The sequence below is a fragment of the Pseudarthrobacter woesei genome, assembly GCF_055412745.1.
In genome coordinates, this window is the sequence record NZ_JBVAYU010000007.1 from 41051 (window position 1) to 61635 (window position 20585).

The 20585-nt window shown below is 66.6% G+C and carries 16 protein-coding genes and 1 pseudogene; 2 read left to right on the forward strand and 15 right to left on the reverse strand.

Annotated elements, in window-relative coordinates:
- Positions 1–60: 60 nt before the first annotated feature.
- Positions 61–501: a DUF302 domain-containing protein gene (locus ACZYZE_RS11530; RefSeq protein ID WP_459317260.1), complete on the forward strand. Its 441-nt coding sequence runs from the start codon at positions 61–63 to the stop codon at positions 499–501.
- Positions 502–592: 91 nt separating this feature from the next.
- Here ACZYZE_RS11530 and ACZYZE_RS11535 read toward each other — a convergent pair.
- The 14 genes and pseudogenes from ACZYZE_RS11535 to hisI all read right to left on the reverse strand — a co-directional run.
- Positions 593–763 (reverse strand): annotated as a pseudogene (locus tag ACZYZE_RS11535) (pyruvate kinase); the annotation flags it as partial.
- Between the two features lie 664 nt (positions 764–1427).
- Complete coding sequence (gene pyk / locus ACZYZE_RS11540; protein WP_463907816.1) at positions 1428–2948, reverse strand: pyruvate kinase; 1521 nt, start codon at positions 2946–2948, stop codon at positions 1428–1430.
- Positions 2949–3478: 530 nt separating this feature from the next.
- A complete protein-coding gene (gene bcp, locus ACZYZE_RS11545; protein ID WP_463907817.1) occupies positions 3479–3958 on the reverse strand; it encodes a thioredoxin-dependent thiol peroxidase in 480 nt (159 codons plus the stop codon).
- Positions 3959–4040: 82 nt separating this feature from the next.
- Positions 4041–4733: a winged helix-turn-helix domain-containing protein gene (locus ACZYZE_RS11550; protein ID WP_463907819.1), complete on the reverse strand. Its 693-nt coding sequence runs from the start codon at positions 4731–4733 to the stop codon at positions 4041–4043.
- 306 nt (positions 4734–5039) lie between these two features.
- Positions 5040–6497, reverse strand: a complete 1458-nt coding sequence (locus tag ACZYZE_RS11555) for a glutamate synthase subunit beta (protein WP_459317258.1) — start codon at positions 6495–6497, stop codon at positions 5040–5042.
- On the reverse strand, positions 6490–11106 hold the full coding sequence (gltB, locus tag ACZYZE_RS11560) for a glutamate synthase large subunit (RefSeq protein WP_459317257.1): 4617 nt from the start codon (positions 11104–11106) through the stop codon (positions 6490–6492). Before gltB ends, ACZYZE_RS11555 begins: the two co-directional genes overlap by 8 nt.
- 263 nt (positions 11107–11369) lie before the next feature.
- Complete coding sequence (lgt, locus tag ACZYZE_RS11565; protein WP_463907822.1) at positions 11370–12635, reverse strand: prolipoprotein diacylglyceryl transferase; 1266 nt, start codon at positions 12633–12635, stop codon at positions 11370–11372.
- Positions 12636–12638: 3 nt separating this feature from the next.
- Positions 12639–13472 (reverse strand): tryptophan synthase subunit alpha, encoded by an 834-nt coding sequence (gene trpA, locus ACZYZE_RS11570; RefSeq protein ID WP_459317255.1) that lies wholly within the window; start codon positions 13470–13472, stop codon positions 12639–12641.
- Entirely contained in the window at positions 13469–14806 is a 1338-nt protein-coding gene (gene trpB / locus ACZYZE_RS11575; protein WP_459317254.1) for a tryptophan synthase subunit beta, read from the reverse strand. The genes trpA and trpB overlap by 4 nt, the downstream gene beginning before the upstream one ends.
- 95 nt (positions 14807–14901) lie before the next feature.
- Entirely contained in the window at positions 14902–15720 is an 819-nt protein-coding gene (gene trpC / locus ACZYZE_RS11580) for an indole-3-glycerol phosphate synthase TrpC (RefSeq protein WP_459317253.1), read from the reverse strand.
- A gap of 2 nt (positions 15721–15722) precedes the next feature.
- On the reverse strand, positions 15723–16010 hold the full coding sequence (locus tag ACZYZE_RS11585; protein WP_459317252.1) for an HGxxPAAW family protein: 288 nt from the start codon (positions 16008–16010) through the stop codon (positions 15723–15725).
- Positions 16011–16124: 114 nt separating this feature from the next.
- Positions 16125–16748: a Trp biosynthesis-associated membrane protein gene (locus tag ACZYZE_RS11590; protein ID WP_459317251.1), complete on the reverse strand. Its 624-nt coding sequence runs from the start codon at positions 16746–16748 to the stop codon at positions 16125–16127.
- Positions 16745–18310 carry an anthranilate synthase component I gene (locus ACZYZE_RS11595; RefSeq protein WP_459317250.1) on the reverse strand — a complete coding sequence of 522 codons (1566 nt, stop codon included), beginning with the start codon at positions 18308–18310 and terminating at the stop codon, positions 16745–16747. Before ACZYZE_RS11595 ends, ACZYZE_RS11590 begins: the two co-directional genes overlap by 4 nt.
- A gap of 101 nt (positions 18311–18411) precedes the next feature.
- Complete coding sequence (gene hisI, locus ACZYZE_RS11600; protein ID WP_459317249.1) at positions 18412–18846, reverse strand: phosphoribosyl-AMP cyclohydrolase; 435 nt, start codon at positions 18844–18846, stop codon at positions 18412–18414.
- A 173-nt stretch (positions 18847–19019) separates the two neighbouring features.
- On the opposite strand from hisI, the gene ACZYZE_RS11605 reads away from it, so the two are divergent.
- Positions 19020–19664 carry a TIGR03085 family metal-binding protein gene (locus ACZYZE_RS11605; RefSeq protein WP_459317299.1) on the forward strand — a complete coding sequence of 215 codons (645 nt, stop codon included), beginning with the start codon at positions 19020–19022 and terminating at the stop codon, positions 19662–19664.
- A 110-nt stretch (positions 19665–19774) separates the two neighbouring features.
- Here ACZYZE_RS11605 and hisF read toward each other — a convergent pair whose 3' ends face one another.
- Positions 19775–20551: an imidazole glycerol phosphate synthase subunit HisF gene (gene hisF, locus ACZYZE_RS11610; protein WP_463907825.1), complete on the reverse strand. Its 777-nt coding sequence runs from the start codon at positions 20549–20551 to the stop codon at positions 19775–19777.
- Positions 20552–20585: the final 34 nt, after the last annotated feature.

A 20585-nucleotide genomic window follows, 5' to 3' on the forward strand; every position in this document is an offset into this window, starting at 1 on the left:
CCACCCGGGGTAGTCAAACACCCCTGGGGGTATACAATGAGATATCGATAGGAGCCCCGCATGAACTACACCCACACCGTGACTCTTCCCCTTGCCTGGGAAGAGGCAGTGCAACGGACCCGCGATGCCCTGGCCGAACAAGGCTTCGGAATCCTGTCCGAAATCAACGTCCGTGCGACCTTCGAGGCCAAGCTCGGCGCTGACGCGGCTGGCGCTGTCGGCGATTACGTCATCCTCGGTGCCTGCAACCCGGCTCTGGCCAGCCGTGCCCTCGCCGCCGAACCTGAACTCGGTGCACTGCTGCCCTGCAACGTTGTCGTCCGCCGCGGCATGGACGACGTCGTAACGACCATCAACGCCATCGACCCCCAGACGATGGTCCAGCTCAGCGACAGCGCTGCCGTCCAGGACGTGGCCAACGATGCAGACACCCGGCTCCGAAAGGCCCTTGCCGCCCTCACCGAATCCGGGGCAGCGGAAGGTGCCACGCCTCAGCCGTAACCGGCCGAACAACACAAGACCAAAAAGGGAGGGTCCCCGCCGCCGGCGGGGGCCCTCCCTTTATGTCAGAACCTATGACGAACGGTAGAGACTAGGCCGGGCTGTTCTTCTTCTTCTTTTCCGGCCACGGACCCAGCTTGTCCCTGGTCACCGTCGCCTCGCCCTGGCTGCCGGAGTCCGCCAGGTCGCCCACCTTGTGGACCTTGAGCAGGTTCGTGGAACCGGCCTTTCCGGGAGGGGAACCGGCGGCGATGACCACGAGNAACTCCAGGACCGGAAGGATCGCTCAACCTCGGTCAGACGGGCGACAGTCAGGCGGCATGTGGCGGGTGACCGGAAGACTCACAGGGAAACGGGGAGGCCTTGGACGATCAGGATCCGTCTTGGCCGCATTTGGCCACGGCAGCGCCAACGGCTGAGAGGCGATTCCGGCAACATCCCCGTCGTCGTCGGCACGCATCAGGAACTCGGCAACGGTCCGACAATCTGCAGAGGCTGCTAATTGAGGTCCAGATGAAGCAAAGTGCGGGCCGATCAGCAATCCGCCCAACGATGGATTCCTCTGAATAAGGCACGCTATGCATCCACTGAAGACTGATCACGGAATGCCGAAAATGTACAATATGTCGCCCTGGAGGCTCCGGCCTGCGGGTGTGCCGTGGGGAGCGCTTGAGGCACTAGTTACCCGAGCAGCAGGTTAGCGCGCTCAACAGGCTAACAGTCGTCGGCCCCCTGCGGGGTAGTTTCCAGCCCCAAAATCCACGACCCGTCCCGGCTTTTCTGATGGAATCTTCTACGGCTCCCTTGCCGAAAGGGCCCTGCGCCCCGCCAAATTTCTCTGAAGAAGCTCACACAGCAGGGCTGAAATGCCGAGAGAAAGGATTACCGCTGCCCCGGGAACCCCTCGTTTCCCTGACTCCTCAGGATTATTGAAGTCGCGGTCTGGGCCCGGCCTTGATCTTCTTCTTCTTTCTTTCCGGCCACGGACCGAGCTTGTCCCTGGTCACCGTCGCCTCGCCCTGGCTGCCGGAGTCCGCCAGGTCGCCCACCTTGTGGACCTTGAGCAGGTTCGTGGAACCGGCCTTTCCGGGAGGGGAACCGGCGGCGATGACCACGAGGTCGCCGTCGTCCACCAGATCCAGTTCCAGCAGGCTGCGGTCAACCTGGGCGGTCATCTCGTCGGTGTGGCCCACCATCGGGACCAGTACCGGCTGGATGCCCCAGGTCAGCGCGAGCTGGTTCCAGACGTGCTCCACCGGAGTAAACGCGAACACCGGCTTGATCGGACGGAGCCGCGAGAGGCGGCGGGCGGAGTCGCCGGACTGGGTGAAAGTACAGATGTACTTCGCATCCAGCTGGTCGGCGATTTCGACGGCGGCACGGGTGATGGCGCCGCCGCGGGTCTTGGGCTTCGTCCCCAGCGGCGGGACGCGCTCCAGGCCGTGGACCTCGGTGGATTCGATGATCCGGGCCATGACCTTGACGGTTTCGATCGGGAACTTGCCCACGCTGGTCTCACCGGAGAGCATCACCGCGTCGGCGCCGTCGAGCACCGCGTTGGCGCAGTCGGAGGCCTCGGCGCGTGTCGGCCGCGGGTTGTCGATCATGGACTCCAGCACCTGGGTTGCCACGATGACCGGCTTGGCCCAGCGGCGTGCCAGTTCAATGGCCCGCTTCTGCACGATCGGCACTTCCTCGAGGGGAAGCTCCACGCCGAGGTCACCACGGGCCACCATGATGGCATCGAAGGCGTCGATGATCTCGGGCAGCTGCTCCACTGCCTGCGGCTTCTCGATCTTCGCGATCACCGGCACGCGGCGGCCTTCCTCGTCCATGATCTCGTGGACCCGGGTGATGTCCAAGGCATCACGGACGAAGGACAGGGCGATCATGTCCACGCCGCGGCGCATGGCCCAGCGCAGATCGTCCTCGTCTTTTTCGCTCAACGCCGGAACGTTGACGGCGACGCCGGGCAGGTTGATGCCCTTGTTGTTGGAGACGTACCCCCCGACGATCACCTGGGTGACGACCCGAACGTCGTCGACCTCAATGGCGCGCAGGGCCACCTTGCCGTCGTCGATCAGCAGTGCGTCGCCGGCGTTCACGTCCTCCGTGAGGCTCTTGAGCGTCGTGGAGCAGATGTCCTTGGTACCCGGGACGTCCGCGGTGGTGATGGTGAACGTGTCACCGACGGCCAACAGGTGCGGGCCGTCGACGAAGCGGCCCAGCCGGATTTTCGGGCCCTGCAGGTCCGCCATGATGGCGACGGCCTTGCCGAGCTGTCCTGCCGCCTTGCGGACGTTCTCATATGTGGTGTCGTGCACGGCGTAGTCGCCGTGGCTCATGTTCATGCGGGCCACGTCGACGCCGGCTTCCAGCACCGCGAGAGTGTTCTCAAAGCTCGCGATTGCCGGTCCGAACGTGGCCACGATCTTAGCGCGTCTCAAATTTCTTCCTCATATTTTCCTGCATGGTTGGAGCTGTCCTTGAACTGAACTAGTGAGGCATGGGGCGCAGATTCGTCAGGCAACGCTAAGTTGTCAGTCAAGAGGCAACTCTTCCACTCCTCGATGCCCGGGCTCTCCGGTAGCCATCGCGACTTCGTCTCGCTGAAGCGCAGCGGCGGATTTCTTCTCCCAGAGAAGGGAGTCCCGCTATTCCACCAGGGTCCTGCCGCAGAGCCCGATTGTGTGTTCTGTAGCGTCGAGGAGTTTCCGGTCGCCTGCCGGCGTGTGTATCCAAAGGATGCGTTGCTTGGTAGCTACTAACTCGACTATTCCCTGGACACTCAGGCCCGTTCCGTCGAAGGCTTCGACCCGGTCTCCTGGCCTGAACTTGAATCTGCTGTCCTTTTTCACATGATGCTGTGGCAATGCCAATCCCTCCTTTAGGGGTGTAAGCCATACTGTGGGTTCGGCTGCCAAGGACGTCCACTTGCCCAGGATGCGATGGCATCCAGGGACTCTGAGGGGCGCCCTCAGATGCCCAGCTCTTTCCTGAGTGCTGCCACGTGACCCTCGGGGTCGACTCGGTAATTGGCGGAAGTTATCTCTCCATCGGCGTTCAGAACCACAGTGGAACGAATCACGCCCTCAGTAACGCGCCCGTCGATGAGCTTCTCGCCCCAGGCGCCGTAGGCGAGGGCGACGGCGTGATCTTCGTCGGACAGCAGGGGAAAGGTCAGAGAGAAATCGCTGGTGAAACCGGCCAGCACCTCGGGGGCGTCGGGGGAGATGCCGATGACCTCGTAGCCTTTGCCCTGTAGAGATGCCAGGTTGTCGCGGAAGTCGCAAGCCTCGGTGGTGCAGCCAGGCGTGGCGGCCTTCGGGTAGAAGTACACAATGACGTTTTTCCCGCGGTAATCGGTCAAGAATATTTCGCGGCCCTGGGCGTCCGTGAGGGTAAAATCAGGGGCCTGGGTTCCGGGCTGGAGTTTGGTGGTCATGGTGGGGCTCATGGCATCTCCTTTGGTAGATTGTGTCGGTTTGCAGGCAAGACATTATGTGAGGCGGCTTCCCGCTGAGATATCAGCACCGGCGCTATATGCAGTATTCCGCCGGACCGCGGACAGTGGCGCACGTGCCGGGCACGAACTGGTAACCCCCGCCGCGGACGGTGGCCACAGCATGGCGGGCATTTCCCAGCTTTCGCCGGATCCTGCCCACATAGACATCAATGGAACGGGCTGAGGCGCCGGGGGTTTCAAAGGAGTCGAGGAACTGTTGGAGCTCCTCCCGTCCCACCATGCGGGACAGATGGGTCACCAGGTACCGCAGGACCTTGAACTCAACACCCGTGAGGGGCACCGGCTTTCCGTCCAGGAGAACCTCGTTGTCGGCAAGGTCGACAGCCATGCGGCTGACCGGACCGGCCGACGGCGGCAGCCGGGGTCCGTCGGTATCCGCGGCATGTGCCGCGGGGTTTCCTGTTGCTGCCTTTCCTGTTGTCGGAGGAGCCTCCGCCGTGGACGGAGGCTGAGAGGAGTCGGCTGTTGCTCCCTCCACGGCGGACGTGGCAGCTCCGGAGGCAGGCCAATGGACTTCCGCCTCCGGAGCAAATTTCAGGGCGCGTTCAAGCACCAGCATGGCGGCATGCGCCAGGGTGGCTTCGTCCAGCTCGGATTCCGGTCCGCAGGTGATCCAGATCGCCAGACCGCGTACAGATGGAGGTGGACATGCCGGGGCCGTTGAAGGACTGGCACCTCGTCTGGGGTGATGCACCGGTACTGCCACGCATGCCTCAGATACCGCCGCGGCGAATCAGCTTGCCGGTGGCGGTTTTGCCGTCCACGATGCTGCCGCGCAGGAAGGTTTTGCGGACCACGCCGGAGAGTGCTTTGCCGTCGTAGGGGGTAATGGGGTTCTTNGACGTCGACGCCGGCCTCGAGCACGGCGAGAGTGTTCTCGAAGCTCGCGATTGCCGGTCCGAAGGTGGCCACTATTTTAGCGCGTCTCATTTACCTACCCTAGTAGTCGATTGCGTGGATGGAGTTGTTGCGGGAGTGAACGGCTGGTGGCCGTTGGGGAGCCGGCAGCCGGTTACAGGACGGCCATGGCCCGGTCGGTCGGCGCCACAGGGGCCGGAAGGATGGTGCTGCCCATCAGGAACTTGTCCACCGCGGCGGCGCAGGCGCGCCCCTCCGCGATGGCCCAGACAATGAGGGACTGGCCGCGGCCGGCGTCGCCGGCAACGAAGATGCCTTCCGTGTTGGTCATGTAGTAGCCGTCACGGGCCACGTTGCCGCGGCCGTCGAACTCGGCACTGACCTGCTCGGTGATCCCGGCCGGTTCCGGGCCGGTGAAGCCCAGGGAGAGGAGGACCAGGTCCGCGGGGATGATCCGCTCGGTGCCCGCCTTCGGCAGGCGCTTGCCGTCCATGAATTCCGTCTCGGCCACCTTCACGCCGGTCAGCTTTCCGTTCGCGCCGACGAACTCGATGGTGGACGCGAGGTAGGTGCGTTCGCCGCCTTCCTCGTGGGCGCTGGCTACCTCGAACAGGGTGGGGAACGTCGGCCACGGCTGGTGGCCGGCACGTTCCGCCGGCGGCTGCTTGCCGATCGCCAGGGTGGTGACGGAGGCGGCCTGGTGGCGGTGTGCGGTGCCGAGGCAGTCCGCGCCAGTGTCGCCGCCGCCGAGGATGACAACGTGTTTGCCGGCGGCGTTGATCTGGTTCTCCACCGTCTCCCCCGCCACAACACGGTTGGCCGGGACCAGGTAGTCCATCGCGAAGTGCACACCCTCGAACTCACGGCCGGGGATCGGAAGGTCACGCGGCACGGTGGCGCCGGTGGCGACCACTACGGCGTCGTACCGGCGGCGCAGCTGCTCCCAGGTCACGTCCGTGCCGACGGCGACGCCGGTACGGAAGCGGGTGCCTTCGGCCTTCATCTGTTCCAGCCGGCGGTCGACGTGCTCCTTTTCCATCTTGAAGTCCGGGATCCCGTAACGCAGGAGTCCGCCGATCTTGTCGTCACGCTCGTACACCGCGACGGTGTGGCCCACCCGGGTCAGCTGCTGCGCGACGGCAAGCCCGGCCGGGCCGGAGCCGACGACGGCGACCGTCTTGCCGGTGAGCCTGGCCGGCGGCAGCGGGGTGACCCAGCCGTTCTCGAAGGCCTGGTCCACAATCGAGACCTCGACCTGCTTGATCGTGACGGCGGGCTGGTTGATGCCCAGCACACAGGACGCCTCGCAGGGCGCCGGGCAGAGCCGCCCGGTGAATTCGGGGAAGTTGTTGGTGGCGTGCAGCCGCTCCATCGCTTCCTCCCCCTTGTCCCGCCAGATGAGGTCGTTCCACTCGGGAATGAGGTTGCCCAGCGGGCAGCCCTGGTGGCAGAACGGCACGCCGCAGTCCATGCAGCGGCCGGCCTGGGACTTCAGGACACCCTTTTCCTGGGCCTCATAGACTTCCTTCCAGTCCATGATGCGGACCGGAACGGGACGGCGGGGCTGGGTTTCGCGCTGACGTACTTTCAGAAATCCGCGTGGATCAGCCACCGGTCACCTCCAGGATTCGGGCCCATACTTCTTCGCCGTCGGGGTCAAGACCCTCTTCGATGGCGTCGAGACGGGTTTGCAGTACGGCCGCGTAGTCCCGCGGCAGCACCTTGGTTGTGCGGGCTGCGGTGTCGTCGAAGTTCTCGAGCAGCCGAGCCGCGAGCAGCGATCCGGTCTCCTCGGAGTGCTTCACGAGCAGTCCGTGGACAATGTCGCGGTCCTCGGCGTCCAGTTCGTGCAACTGTAGCTCCCCGGACTCCAGGGCCTGCTTGTTGACGCGTTCGGTTTGCAGGTCCAGCACGTAGGCCGTGCCGCCGGACATGCCGGCACCGAAGTTGCGGCCGGTGCGCCCGATGATGAGCGTCTGGCCGCCGGTCATGTACTCGCAGCCGTGGTCGCCGATTCCTTCCGCCACCGCGGTGGCGCCGGAATTGCGGACCATAAAGCGTTCCCCGACCTGGCCGCGCAGGAACATCTCGCCGCTCGTGGCGCCGTAGCCGATCACGTTGCCGGCGATCACATTGCGCTCCGCCGGGAAGACGTTGGTGCGGTCCGGGCGGACGATGATGCGTCCGCCTGAGAGCCCCTTGCCGACATAGTCATTGGAGTCGCCGAACATCCGCAGCGTGATGCCGGCCGGCAGGAAGGCGCCGAGCGACTGCCCGGCGGTTCCGGTCAGCGTGATATCGATCGTGTCGGTCGCCAGCAGGTCCGTGCTGAAGGTCTTAGTAACCACATGGCCCAGCATGGTGCCGACGGAACGGTCCGTGTTGATGACGTCGAGGACGATCTTCACCGGGGTACGGTCGCTCAGGGCCTCGGCGGCCATCGCGATCAGGCGCTGGTCGAAGTGCTTGTCCAGCTCGTGGTTCTGGCCGGTGAGGTTGCGCAGCGGGGCATCGTCGTCGAACTCGAGTCCGTGCAGGATCGGGTCCAGGTCCAGCCCTTCAGCCTTCCAGTGGTTGATCGCCTGGCGGGTGTCGAGCATTTCGGCGTGGCCGATCGCCTCCTCGATAGTCCGGAAGCCAAGCCCGGCCAGGATCTCGCGGACTTCCTCGGCAAGGAATTCGAAGAAGTTGACCACGAATTCCGGCTTGCCACTGAAGCGGGAGCGCAGCTCGGGGTTTTGCGTCGCGACGCCCACCGGGCAGGTGTCCAGGTGGCAGACGCGCATCATGATGCAGCCGGACACAACCAGCGGCGCGGTGGCGAAACCGAACTCTTCGCCGCCGAGCAGTGCGGCGATGACGACGTCTCGGCCGGTCTTGAGCTGGCCGTCCACCTGCACCACCACACGGTCGCGCAGTCCGTTGAGCATCAGGGTCTGCTGCGTCTCGGCGAGGCCCAGCTCCCACGGCACACCGGCGTGCTTGAGCGAGTTCAGCGGCGAGGCGCCGGTGCCGCCGTCGTGCCCTGACACGAGGACGACGTCGGCCTTGGCTTTCGTGACGCCGGCGGCCACAGTGCCGATTCCGACCTCGGAGACTAACTTGACGTGCACCCGGGCCGAGGGGTTGGCCCGCTTCGCGTCATAGATCAGCTGCGCGAGGTCCTCGATCGAGTAGATGTCGTGGTGCGGGGGCGGGGAGATGAGCCCGACCCCGGGTGTCGAGTGCCGCGTCCGGGCCACCCAGGGATAGACCTTCTGCGCCATCAGCTGGCCGCCCTCGCCGGGCTTGGCGCCCTGCGCCATCTTGATCTGGATGTCGTCGGCGTTGGAAAGGTACAGGCTGGTGACGCCGAAGCGGCCCGAGGCGATCTGTTTGACGGCCGAACGGCGCTCGGGATCCAGCAGCCGGTCCTCGTCTTCGCCGCCTTCGCCGGTGTTGGACTTGCCGCCCAGCCGGTTCATGGCGATCGCGAGCGTCTCGTGCGCCTCCTTGGAGATGGAGCCGTAGCTCATCGCGCCGGTGGAGAACCGTTTGACGATGCTGGAGACGGATTCCACGTCCTCGAGCGGGACCGCGGGGCGCAGCCCGGACTTGAATTTCAGCAGCCCGCGCAGGGTCATGAGGTTCTCGGACTGATCGTCCACGCCGCGGGTGTAGGACTTGAAGATGTCATAGCGGCGCTCACGGGTGGCGTGCTGCAGCCGGAACACGGTCTCCGGGTTGAACAGGTGCGGCTCGCCGTCGCGGCGCCACTGGTACTCGCCGCCGCCCATCAGGGCCTGGTGGGGTACTTCGATGCCGTTCTCGGGATACGCCATCCGGTGGCGCGCGGAGACTTCGGCCGCGATGACGTCGAGGCCGACGCCGCCGAGCTGGGAGTGCGTGCCGGAGAAGTACTCGTCCACCAGATCCTGCCCGAGGCCCAGCGCTTCGAAGGTCTGGGCGCCGGTGTATGAGGCCACGGTGGAGATGCCCATCTTGGACATGATCTTCAGGACGCCCTTGCCGAGGCCCTTGATCAGGTTGTACACGCCGTCCTGCGGGGTGACCCCGACGACGTCGCCGGTGGAGATGAGCTGTTCCACGGATTCCATGGCCAGGTACGGGTTCACGGCGGAGGCGCCGTAGCCGATCAGCACGGCCACGTGGTGCGTTTCGCGGACGTCGCCGGCTTCGACCACGAGGGCGGTCTTGGTGCGGTTGGCGCTGCGGAGCAGGTGGTGATGCACGGCGCTGACGAGCAGCAGGGACGGGATGGGCGCCCACTGGGCGTTCGAGTCACGGTCCGAGAGCACCACGTACTGGACGCCGCGGTTGATGGCGCCGGAGACCTGTTCGCAGATTTCGGTCAGCCGGGCGCGCAGGGCGTTCTCGCCGCCTTCGGGGCGGTAGAGGCCTCGGACCTTCATGGCGACCCTGTCGCCGTCGGCGGTCTCGATGTTCGCGATCTTGGCGAGCTGGTCGTTGTTGATCACTGGGAACGGCAGCGAAACCTGCGGCTGCCGGACCTGCTTGGTGTCCAGCAGGTTGCCGTTGGGGCCGATCGCACACATCAGCGAGGTGACGAGCTCTTCGCGGATGGCATCCAGCGGCGGGTTGGTGACCTGCGCGAAGGACTGCACGAAGTAGTCAAACAGCAGCCGGGGCCGCTTGGAGAGCACGGCCACCGGGGTGTCGGAGCCCATGGCGCCGAGGGGTTCGGCGCCGGTGCGCGCCATCGGACCGAGCAGGATCTTCAGTTCCTCGGTGGTGTAGCCGAAGGTGCGCTGGCGGATGTTGACCGACGCCGGGGTGTGCAGCACGTGCTCACGTTCCGGCAGGTCCTTGAGGTCGATCAGGTTGTCCTTGACCCAGTCGGCCCAGGGGTTGGCGGCCGCCATCTCGGCCTTGACTTCGGCGTCGTCGATGATCCGGCCGGCCTCGGTGTCCACGAGGAACATCTTGCCCGGCGAAACCCGGCCCTTCTTGACCACCTTGGACGGTTCGACGTCGATCACACCGACCTCGGAGGCGAAGATGATCAGGCCGTCTTCGGTGATCCAGTACCGTCCGGGACGCAGCCCGTTGCGGTCCAGGGTGGCGCCGACCAGGTTGCCGTCGGTGAAGGAGACGGCGGCGGGGCCGTCCCACGGTTCCATCAACAGGGAGTGGTATTCGTAAAACGCTCGGCGGGCGGGATCCATCGTGGCGTGGTTTTCCCACGCCTCCGGAATCATCATCATGATCGAGTGCGTGATGGGGCGGCCGGAGAGCCACAGCAGCTCCGCGACCTCGTCGAAGGAGGCTGAGTCGGAGGCCCCCGGGGTGCAGATCGGGTACAGCTCCTCCGGCGAATCGCCGAGCAGCGGGTTGGCCAGCTGCGACTGTCGGGCGCGCATCCAGTTCCGGTTGCCCTTGACGGTGTTGATTTCGCCGTTGTGCGCGATGGTGCGGAAGGGCTGCGCGAGTGGCCAGGACGGGAAGGTGTTGGTGGAGAAGCGCGAGTGGACGATCGCGAGCTTTGTCTTGAAGCGCTTGTCCGAGAGGTCCGGGTAGAACGGCTCCAGCTGCGCCGTGGTCAGCATGCCCTTGTAGACGATGGTCCGCGAGGATAGGGAGGGGAAGTAGACGCCGAATTTGTTCTGGGCGCGCTTCCGGATGCGCCAGGCCCGGGAATCGAGTTCATTGCGCTCGAGGACTTCGCCGGTGCTGGAGGCAAAGAAGGGCTGGGAGAAATACGGCATGCAGGCCCGGGCCATGGCGCCCACGAGGTCGGCCACGATGGGTACTTCACGCCAGCCCAGGACCGTCAGGCCCTCGTTGGCGGCGAGGCGTTCGATTCCGGCCTTGGCTGCGTCGGATTCGCGCTGTTCGGCAGGGAGGAAGGCCGTGCCCACGACGTACTGGCCGGGGGCAGGAAGCTCAAAGTCGGTGACCGCGCGGAAGAATTCGTCCGGGACCTGCATGAGCAGCCCGGCGCCGTCGCCGGTTCCTTCGTCGGCGCCCACGGCGCCCCGGTGCTCGAGGTTGCGCAGGGCTGTCAGCGCGGCGTCAACGATGTCGTAGCCCGGCTCCCCCCGCAGCGTGGCGATGATGGCGAGTCCGCAGGCGTCCTTCTCCTGCTCGGGGTTGTACAGTCCGGCTGCTTCGGGCAGTGCAGCGAAACGCTTAAACGGTGACATGGCGGCGGCCGGCTGATGCGGCTCGGACCAACTGGGGCTGTGCAGGGTTTGGGTCATGGGAGACGTCCTTCCTCCTGATCGTGCGTATGGGAGGGACAACGTTGGCCCGAATCGGTGCGCCGGTGTGACGGGCACAACACAGTGTTACTAACTGGAATTGTAGGCCAGCGCGGCCTCCTGTACGAACAGTTACGCGCTGCGCCGGCCAGGGCTTGCGCAGACGGCAACGCTCTGCCGTCCGGCGCATTCCCTGCTGCCACTACATTGTGGAATCGGGCTCTGTGAGGGGTGGCTCCGCGGCCCGGTTTGCCGGCGCCGAGCTACTTGGTGCCCTCAGCTTCCGGCGCGGATCCGGTGGTGTGGTGGCCGGGTGTTCCGGCCGCCGGTGCTCCCGCGGCGGGCTTGGTGCCGCCGGTGGATTCCTTTGACGCAACAGCCGCAGCGGAACCGTTGCCTGGACCGCTTTGGTTATCACGGAGATTACCACCCGATTCACTATCTGAGACAGCAGAGTCCGAATGGCGGACATCGCCGCTGTAGGCAGGAACAGTCCCGGCCGGAACGGTGGCCGGTTCCTTCGTTGCTGCGTCGGCTTCCGCGTCGTTCGTGGCGTCTGAGTCTGCGCCGGTGTCGGCGTCTGAGTCTGCGCCGGCGTCGGTGTCTGAGTCTTCGTCTGTCACGGACGGCTCGCGGCCGGGCAGGTACGGGGTGTCGGGATCGTCGCGCTTGCGCAGGCCCAGGAGAACAAAGGCGATCAGCGCCGCCACGAGGACAAAAATGCTGGTCCAGACATTGAGCCGGGTGGTGATGCCGAAGAGGCTGATCTGCTCCGCGTCGTCGATCCGCAACGCTTCGATCCAGACCCGGCCCAGCGTGTAGTAGATGGCATAGAGCCAGAACAGGCGTCCGCGGCGGAACCGGAACTTCCGGTCCAGTGCCAGCAGGATCCCGACTCCCACTAGGTTCCAGAGGGATTCGTAGAGGAAGGTCGGGTGGAAGAGTGTGTCTGCGGCCATGCCGGGCGGGAAGTTCGGGTTGTCGGCGTCGACCTGCAGTCCCCACGGAAGGGTGGTGGGGCCGCCGAAGAGCTCCTGGTTGAAGTAGTTGCCCCAGCGGCCGATCGCCTGGGCCAGCAGCAGCCCCGGCGCCGCGGCGTCGAGGAAGGCGGTCAGCTTGACGCCCGCCTTGCGGCAGCCGATCCACGCACCCACGACGCCCAGCAGCACGGCGCCCCAGATGCCCAGTCCGCCGCGCTGGAGCTGCGGGATCAGGGAGAGGTCACCGGTGCCGTCAAAGCCCGGCCCGAAGTAGGCGTCCGGTGAGGATACGACGTGGTAGAGCCGGCCGCCGATGATCCCGAGGGGGATGGCCCAGATGGCGATGTCCCAGACGCTGCCCTCCGGGGCGCCGCGCCGTGCCCAGCGGACCGAGGTCAGCCACAGGCCCACGATGATGCCGGCGAGGATGCACAGGGCGTAGGCATGGATCCGCAGTGACCCCCATGGTAGCGGGATGTCGAAGCCGGACCAGTCCGGGCTCGGAATGCTCACGGGAATCATCGCTGCCGTGTGGAGGACTGACTGCATTGGTTAAGCTTCTTCCTTGCTGAGGCCGGTGCTGAGGTCTTTCGTCAAGGACGCTACCGCATCCACGCCGCCGTCGCCGATGGCCACGACCAGCGCGGTGCCAACAATCACGCCGTCCGCGTAGGCCGCGATCTCGCGGACCTGGTCCGCGTTGGACACGCCCAGGCCGACGCAGACGCGTTCGGCGCCGGCGGCGTGCGCGGCGGCCACAACGTCCCTGGCCGCGGAACTAACCGAGGTGCGGGCGCCGGTGACGCCCATGATCGAGACGGCGTAGACAAAGCCGCGGCTCGCCTCGACGGTGCGCTTCATCCGTTCCGGCGAGGAGGAGGGGGCCACCAGGAATACCCGGTCCAGGCCGTACTTGTCCGAGGCTGCCATCCATTCGGAGGCTTCGTCGGGGATCAGGTCCGGGGTGATGAGCCCGGCTCCCCCGGCTTCCGCCAGCTGGCGGGAGAACTCGTCCACGCCCATCCGGACCACGGGGTTCCAGTAGGTCATCACGAGGACGGCTGCGTCGGTCTTGCTGGTGATGCCGCGGACGACGTCGAAGACCTGGCGGACGTGGAAGCCCTTGGCGAGGGCTTCGGTGGTGGCAGCCTGGATCACGTGGCCGTCCATGACCGGATCGGAATACGGGATGCCGATCTCGATCAGGTCGGCGCCGTTCTCGGCCAGGGCGATTCCTGCCGCGATGGTCTCTTCAACGCTCGGGTAGCCGGCGGGCAGGTATCCGATCAGGGCGGCGCGGCCTTGGACTTTGGCGCGGTCAATGGCTGCTGCCGATTTGCTGATGCCGGTGGTGTCCTGACTGCCGGTCGACGGTACGTGGTTCACAGCTGCTCCCCCTCTTTCGCGATCTCCGACTCGGGTGAGTCCGTATCCAGCAGGTCGAACCATTCCGCCGCGGTAGCCACGTCCTTGTCGCCGCGGCCGGACAGGTTCACGACGACGATCTTGTCCGATACGTTGCCTGCGGCGCCATCAGCGCCGGCTTCGGCGGCGAGCCGCAGGCCCACCTTGATGGCGCCGGCGAGGGCGTGCGCGGACTCGATGGCCGGGATGATGCCCTCGGTGCGGCAGAGCAACCGGAACGCCTCCATCGCCTCGCTGTCCGTGATGGGCTCGTAGCTGACCCGCCCGATGTCCGCGAGGTAGGAGTGCTCCGGGCCGACGCCGGGGTAGTCCAGGCCCGCCGAGATGGAGTGCGATTCGATGGTCTGGCCGTCGTCGTCCTGCATGAGGTAGGAGCGGGCGCCGTGCAGCACACCGGGCTTGCCGAGGGAGATGGTGGCAGCGTGGCGTCCGGTTTCAACGCCCTCGCCGCCGGCCTCGAAGCCGTAGATCTTCACCGAGGGATCGTCCAGGAAACCGTGGAAGATGCCGATCGCGTTGGAGCCGCCGCCGATGCAGGCGCAGACGGCGTCCGGCAGACGGCCGGTCTGTTCCAGGATCTGGGCGCGGGCCTCCTCGCCGATGACCTCGTGGAAGTAGCGGACCATGGCCGGGAACGGGTGGGCGCCGGCGGCGGTGCCGAGCAGGTAGTGGGTGTTGTCCACGTTGGCCACCCAGTCGCGGAGTGCCTCGTTGATGGCGTCCTTGAGGGTCTGGGACCCGTTTATCACCGGGATGACGGTGGCTCCGAGGAGCTCCATCCGGGCAACATTGAGGGCCTGCCGGCGGCAATCTTCGGCCCCCATGTACACGACGCATTCCAGGCCCATCAGCGCGGCGGCCGTGGCACTGGCAACACCGTGCTGGCCGGCGCCGGTTTCGGCGATGACACGGGTCTTGCCCATGCGCTTGGCCAGGAGCGCCTGGCCCAGGACATTGTTGATCTTGTGCGAGCCGGTGTGGTTGAGGTCCTCGCGCTTGAGGAAAATCCGGACCCCGCCGGCGTGCTGGGCGAAGCGCTTGGCCTCGGTCAGCAGCGAGGGCCGGCCCGAGTAGTTCTTGTTCAGATCCGCGATCTGCGCGGTGAACTCAGGATCGGCCTTGGCCTTCTCGAAGGTGTCCTCGAGCTCGTCCAGGGCCGCGATGAGCGACTCGGGCATCCATCGGCCGCCATAGGTGCCGAAATAGGGTCCGGGGGCGTGCCGCAGGGATTCTCCACCCTGCAGGAACGCGTCCACGGCGCTTTCGTCTGAGCCGGCTGCTGGCGCATCGACCATCAGTCTCACCATCCTGTTCCACTGCTAATTAGATCTGGGTGCCGCACGGTTGCGCTGCCGGCGTCCGGCCAGGCGTTGCCCTGCCGGCGCGCGGGTCAGGACCGTGCGGCGATTTCTTCGGCTCCGGCGCTCATGAATTCCGCGATCCGCTCCCGCGGGGCCGCGTCACTGACCAGGGCTTCGCCCACGAGGACGGCGTTGGCGCCGTTCGCGGCGTAGTGCCGGACGTCGTCGACGCCGCGCACGCCCGATTCGGCGATGACGAGCACGCCGGCGGGGATGCCCCCGGCGAGTTCGGCGAAAACGGAACGGTCGACGTCGAGTGTCTTGAGATTGCGCACGTTGACGCCGATGATCCGCGCCTCCGCGGCAACCGCCCGCTCGATTTCCTCTGCGGTGTGCGTCTCGACCAGCACGTTCATGCCGAGTTCGCGGCTGAGGGCGCTGAACTCGCGCAGCTGAGCGTCGGAAAGGGACGCCACGATCAGCAGGATCAGGTCGGCGCCGTGTGCCCGGGCTTCCCAGATCTGGTACTCGTCGATCATGAAGTCCTTGCGCAGCAGCGGGATGTCCACGGCTGAACGGACGGCATCGAAGTCGGCGAGCGAGCCGTTGAAGCGGCGCTGTTCGGTCAGGACGCTGATCGCTGCCGCGCCGCCGTCGGCGTACTGCACGGCAAGCGAGGCCGGATCGGCGATGCTGGCGAGGTCACCCTTGGAGGGGCTGCGCCGCTTGATTTCAGCGATCACTTTAAGTTGGTCCCGCGGATCCGAGGCGCCGCCCAGGGCGGCCCAGGCATCGCGCGCGGGGGCAGCCGCGGCGGCCCGATCCCTGAGCTCTGCGAGCGTGACGAGGCGCTGGCGCGCCTCCATATCCTCCCTGACACCGGAATTGATGTCATCGAGAACAGTCACCCTTAGTGGCCGGAGTTCTTCAGCTTGCTGCCGCCGACGCCGTAGCCGGCCTTGCGCATGGCGAAACCGACCAGCAGTCCGATCACCATGACAGCGCCGCCCGCGATGAAGACCGGAGTGTTGGCGATGACGTAGGCGATCGACATGATGAGTGCGCCGACAAGCATGACCAGAACGGTGGTCCAGGCGGCGGGGCTGTTGCCGTGGCCGCTCGGTTCGCTGTGGTCGACGCCGTCGTAGACGCCCGTTCCGGCCGTGGGGTTAGGTGCGGAAACAGTGGCTTTGCTCATTGGAATCTCCTCAGGATGAATACTGCTTACATTCTGCCATTTTTTGGCCGGGTTACTGGCCGCGTTACTGGCCGGGTTACTGACCGGGTTACTGGCCGCGCCCGCGGCATCGGCTCAGGTGGGATCGTCACCGCGTGACAGACGGTCCCAGCTGTCAATCTCATCCGGCTGCCCGGCCGGTGACGCTGCGGTGCCGTCCGCCGCGGTGTCATATTTCGTCCGGGTCCTCCAGTAGCGTCCCGCCGGGACGATCGCCAGCGCGCTGAGCCCCAGCAGGGAGCCGGCCACGACGGCGAGTGCCGGGAACACGGTGACGCCGACCTGGACGTTGCTGCCGGTAATCCCGGTGGCCGCGGCAATGGATCCCTGGGCTGCGGCCTGCGGGTCTCCCAGCACGATCGCGGCGGCGCCGACGATCCCGGCGGCGGCCAGCAGGATGATCGCGGTGATGATCCAGCGCGCGATCCGGCCGGCGATCGAGGCTGCGAGCCCGCCGGCGAGGGCGACGAGAGCGAGGGCAGTTACCGTGGTGGCGGCCTTGCTGCCCTGGACCTGCAGGCCGTCCTGGCTGTTGACGGCCTGGCCCAGTTGGGTGGGGTCAAGGTGGACCGTGAGCCAGGTCTGGGTGGTGGCGCCAAAGACGGCCAGCGCCAGGGCGGCGATGACCAGGACCAGGGTGGATTTCCGGGCCCAGCGCGGAACGGCGGGGCTGGTGCTTCTGACCGTGGTGCCGCTCATGACTGCATCCCGGCGTCGGGAATGGAATCGGCCGTGATGTTGCGCAGTGACCGGGCCGTGTGAACGGCGCGCATCGGGGCCGCCGCCTTGTTGACGGTCTCCATCGCCTCGGTGGCATTGACCGAGTCGGCCACAATCCCGCCGCCGGCCTGCACATAAGCGCGGCCTTCCCGCAGCAGTGCCGAGCGGATGGCGATGGCCATGTCCATGTCCCCGGCGAAGTCGAGGTAGCCCACAACTCCGCCGTAGATCCCGCGGCGGTGTGGTTCCAGTTCATCGAGCAGGCGCAGCGCCCGCGGCTTGGGGGCGCCCGAGAGCGTTCCGGCGGGGAAGGTGGCCTTGAGTACGTCGTAGGCCTTGGCGGCGGGGGCGAGCTTGCCGACCACGGTGGAGACGAGGTGCATGATGTGGCTGAAGCGCTCCACCTCCATGAACTGCGTGACGTCGACGGTGCCGGCCACGCAGACCTTGGAGAGATCGTTGCGCGAGAGGTCCACCAGCATGAGGTGCTCGGCGCGTTCCTTCTCATCCGCGAGGAGTTCCTCGGCCAGGGCCTTGTCCGCCTCGACGGTCTTGCCGCGAGGCCGGGAGCCGGCGATGGGGTGGGTGATGACTTCCTCGCCCGTCACGGTGACCAGCGCTTCCGGGGAGGAGCCGACGATCGAGTACTGCCGGCCGGCGGCGTCCTCAAGGCTGAAGATGTACATGTACGGGCTGGGGTTCGTGTTCCGAAGCACCCGGTAGACGTCCAGCGGATCGGCGCCGCAGTCCATCTCGAAGCGGCGCGAGATGACCACCTGGAAGACCTCGCCGTCGACTATCGCCTCCTTGCCGCGGTCCAGGGCTGCCAGATAGTCCGTCTCGTCCCAGCGTTCCTGCACGCTTGAGGCGAAGTCCAGCGCTGCAGTGTCCAGCACGGAGACGGGCTGTTCCACGGGCGTGCTGACCTTTGCCAGCAGTGCCTTGACCCGGGCGACGGCGTCGTGCCAGGCGTCGTCGACGCGTTCGGAACTGTTGTCGAAGTTGATGGCGTTGGCGATCAACAGCACGGTGCCGTCCATATTGTCGTGCACGGCCATGTCGGTGACGAGGTTCAGCGCCATCTCGGGCAGTTCGAGATCGTCTTCCGGCGGGCTGGTGAGTTTTTCCCAGTGGCGGACGGTCTCCCAGCCGAGGAAGCCGACCAGGCCGGAGGTGAACGGCGGCAGGCCCTCGAAACGGTCCGTGCGGAGGGCCTCAACGGTGTCACGGACGGCGTCGACCGGGTTGCCGCCCAGCGGAACCCCGACCGGCGGTTCGCCGAGCCAGTGCGCCTGGCCGTCCTTGGTGGTCAGCGTGGCCCGGGAGCGGGCGCCGATGAAGGAGTAGCGGGACCAGGAGCCGCCGACGGCCGCGGATTCCATCAGGAAAGTGCCCGGCTGGCCCTGGGCCAGCTTGCGATACAGGCCGATGGGTGTTTCGGCGTCAGCCAGCACCTTCAGCCGGACGGGGATGACACGGCTGTGGCCTGCGAGTTCACGGAACTCCGCCAGGCCCGGGCTGATGATTCCTAGGTCCTGCATGGCTGTGGTTTCCGCCTGTTCTTTCGATGGTTCTGAGCTTTTTGGGTGCGATTGGGGCCTACCCCGGTGCGGCGCCGCCGGGCGGGGCGTGCTGGTGCCGCTCAGCCGGTGTGGCCGGTGACGACGTCGAGCCCGCGGCCGTCGAAGCACGTCCGGGTCCCGGTGTGGCACGCGGCGCCGATCTGGTCGACGCGGACCAGCAGCGCATCGCCGTCGCAGTCCATCGCGAGGGACTTGACCCACTGTATGTGGCCGGAGGTGTCTCCCTTGCGCCAATATTCCTGGCGGGAGCGGGAGTAGAAGGTCACGCGGCCGCTGGTCATGGTGCGGTGCAGTGCCTCGTCGTCCATCCAGCCGAGCATGAGCACTTCGTTGGTGTCGTGCTGCTGGACGATCACGGCCACCAGGCCGGCGCTGTCACGCTTGAGGGCTCCCGCGAGACCGGCCGGGAGGCGGCTCCCGGGCGCGGCCGGACCGGGCGCGGTTCCATTGGCAGTGTTCTCATTCACCGGGGCGGGGGCGGGCTGCTCAGTCATCAGCCCAAGTCTAGTGCCTCGGGGCGGGGCCAGGTCCCCCGGCGGCGGCGCCTACCCCGGCTCAGCCGCGGCTCACCGTCGGCGCGCGCTACTCGGCAAGCTGCCGAAGAACGGCCAAAGCGACGGCGGTTCAAGTGCACACGCGCCGCCGTCTCGTGCTAGTTTCACAAGTGATGCATTTCGTCGATCCGTCTCGAGAAGTCCTGGCCGAAACCCTGCTTGCGGCCGGCCCTGACTCCCCCACGCTCTGCAAGGGCTGGCGCACCAGGGACCTTGCCGCCCACCTGTACCTTCGCGAGCGGAAAGCCGCCGTCGGACTGGGACTGCTGATCAAGCGCCTCGCCAAGGCGTCCGACCAGGCCACGGCCGAACTGGCAGCGAAGCTCACGACGCCGGAAGACTACAACAAGCTGGTCAACTCCTTCCGCGCCGGCCCCTCTGCGTTTTCGCCGATGAAGATCAAGGCCCTGGACGAAAGTGCCAACCTGATCGAGTACTTTGTGCACACCGAGGACGTCCGCCGCGCCGTGGACCGCTGGGCACCCCGTGCCCTGGACGCGGAGTACTCGGACGCGCTGTGGGACGAACTGGTCAAGCGGGCCGCCATCCTGTACCGCGGCGTGGACCTGGGAATCGTGCTCGTGCGTCCCTCGGGGCCCCGCCATGTGGCCAAGCGTGCTCCCGTGTCCGTGGCCATTGTGGGCGAGCCGGGCGAATTGCTGATGCACGCCCACGGCCGCACCCGCCACGCCCTCGTGACCTTCGAAGGCCAGCCGGACGCCGTCGCGCTCCTGCAGTCCGCCGAGGTCGGGCTCTAAGGCCCCGCACCACCCTCCCCAGAACACAGCAACGCGGGGTCACTTACCGCCCATAATCCCCTCCGGGACGGGCGGTATGTGACCCCGCGTTGGTTTAAGCGGTGGCGGGGCTAGCGGACTTCGAAGCCTGCTTCGCGGATCGCGGCCTTGACCTGGGCGATCATGTCGAGCGGGCCGAAGTGGAAGACCGACGCGGCGAGGACCGCATCCGCGCCTGCCGCGACGGCCGGCGGGAAGTGGCTTGGTTTGCCGGCGCCGCCGGAGGCGATGAGCGGGACCTTGACTCCGGCCCGCGCGAGCCGGATCAGCTCCAGGTCGAAGCCGTCCTTGGTGCCGTCGGCGTCGATCGAGTTAAGCAGGATTTCACCCACCCCGCGGTCGGCCGCTTCACGGGCCCAGGCGATGGCATCGATTCCGGTGCCTTGGCGCCCCCCGTGGGTGGTGACCTCAAAGCCCGAGGCCGTGGGCCGCGAGCCCGGACGGGTGCGCCGGGCATCGAGGGACAGCACGAGGACCTGGGAGCCGAAGTGCCGGGTGATCTCGTCGATCACATCGGGGCGGGCGACGGCGGCGGTGTTGATGGCCGCCTTGTCCGCGCCGCAGCGAAGGAGTTTGTCCACCTCGGCCACGCCGCGGACGCCACCGCCCACGGTCAGCGGGATGAAGACCTCCTCGGCGGTGCGGCGGACGACGCCGAACGTGGTCTCCCGGTTGCCCGAGGACGCTGTGACGTCCAGGAAGGTCAGCTCGTCGGCGCCGCCGTTGTCGTAGCGGTGCGCCAGCTCCACCGGATCCCCGGCGTCGCGGAGCCCTTCGAAGTTGATGCCCTTGACCACGCGGCCGGCGTCGACGTCCAGGCACGGGATGACGCGGACGGCTACAGCCATGACTCCTCCTGGGATTCGTTCACGGAAAATTCCT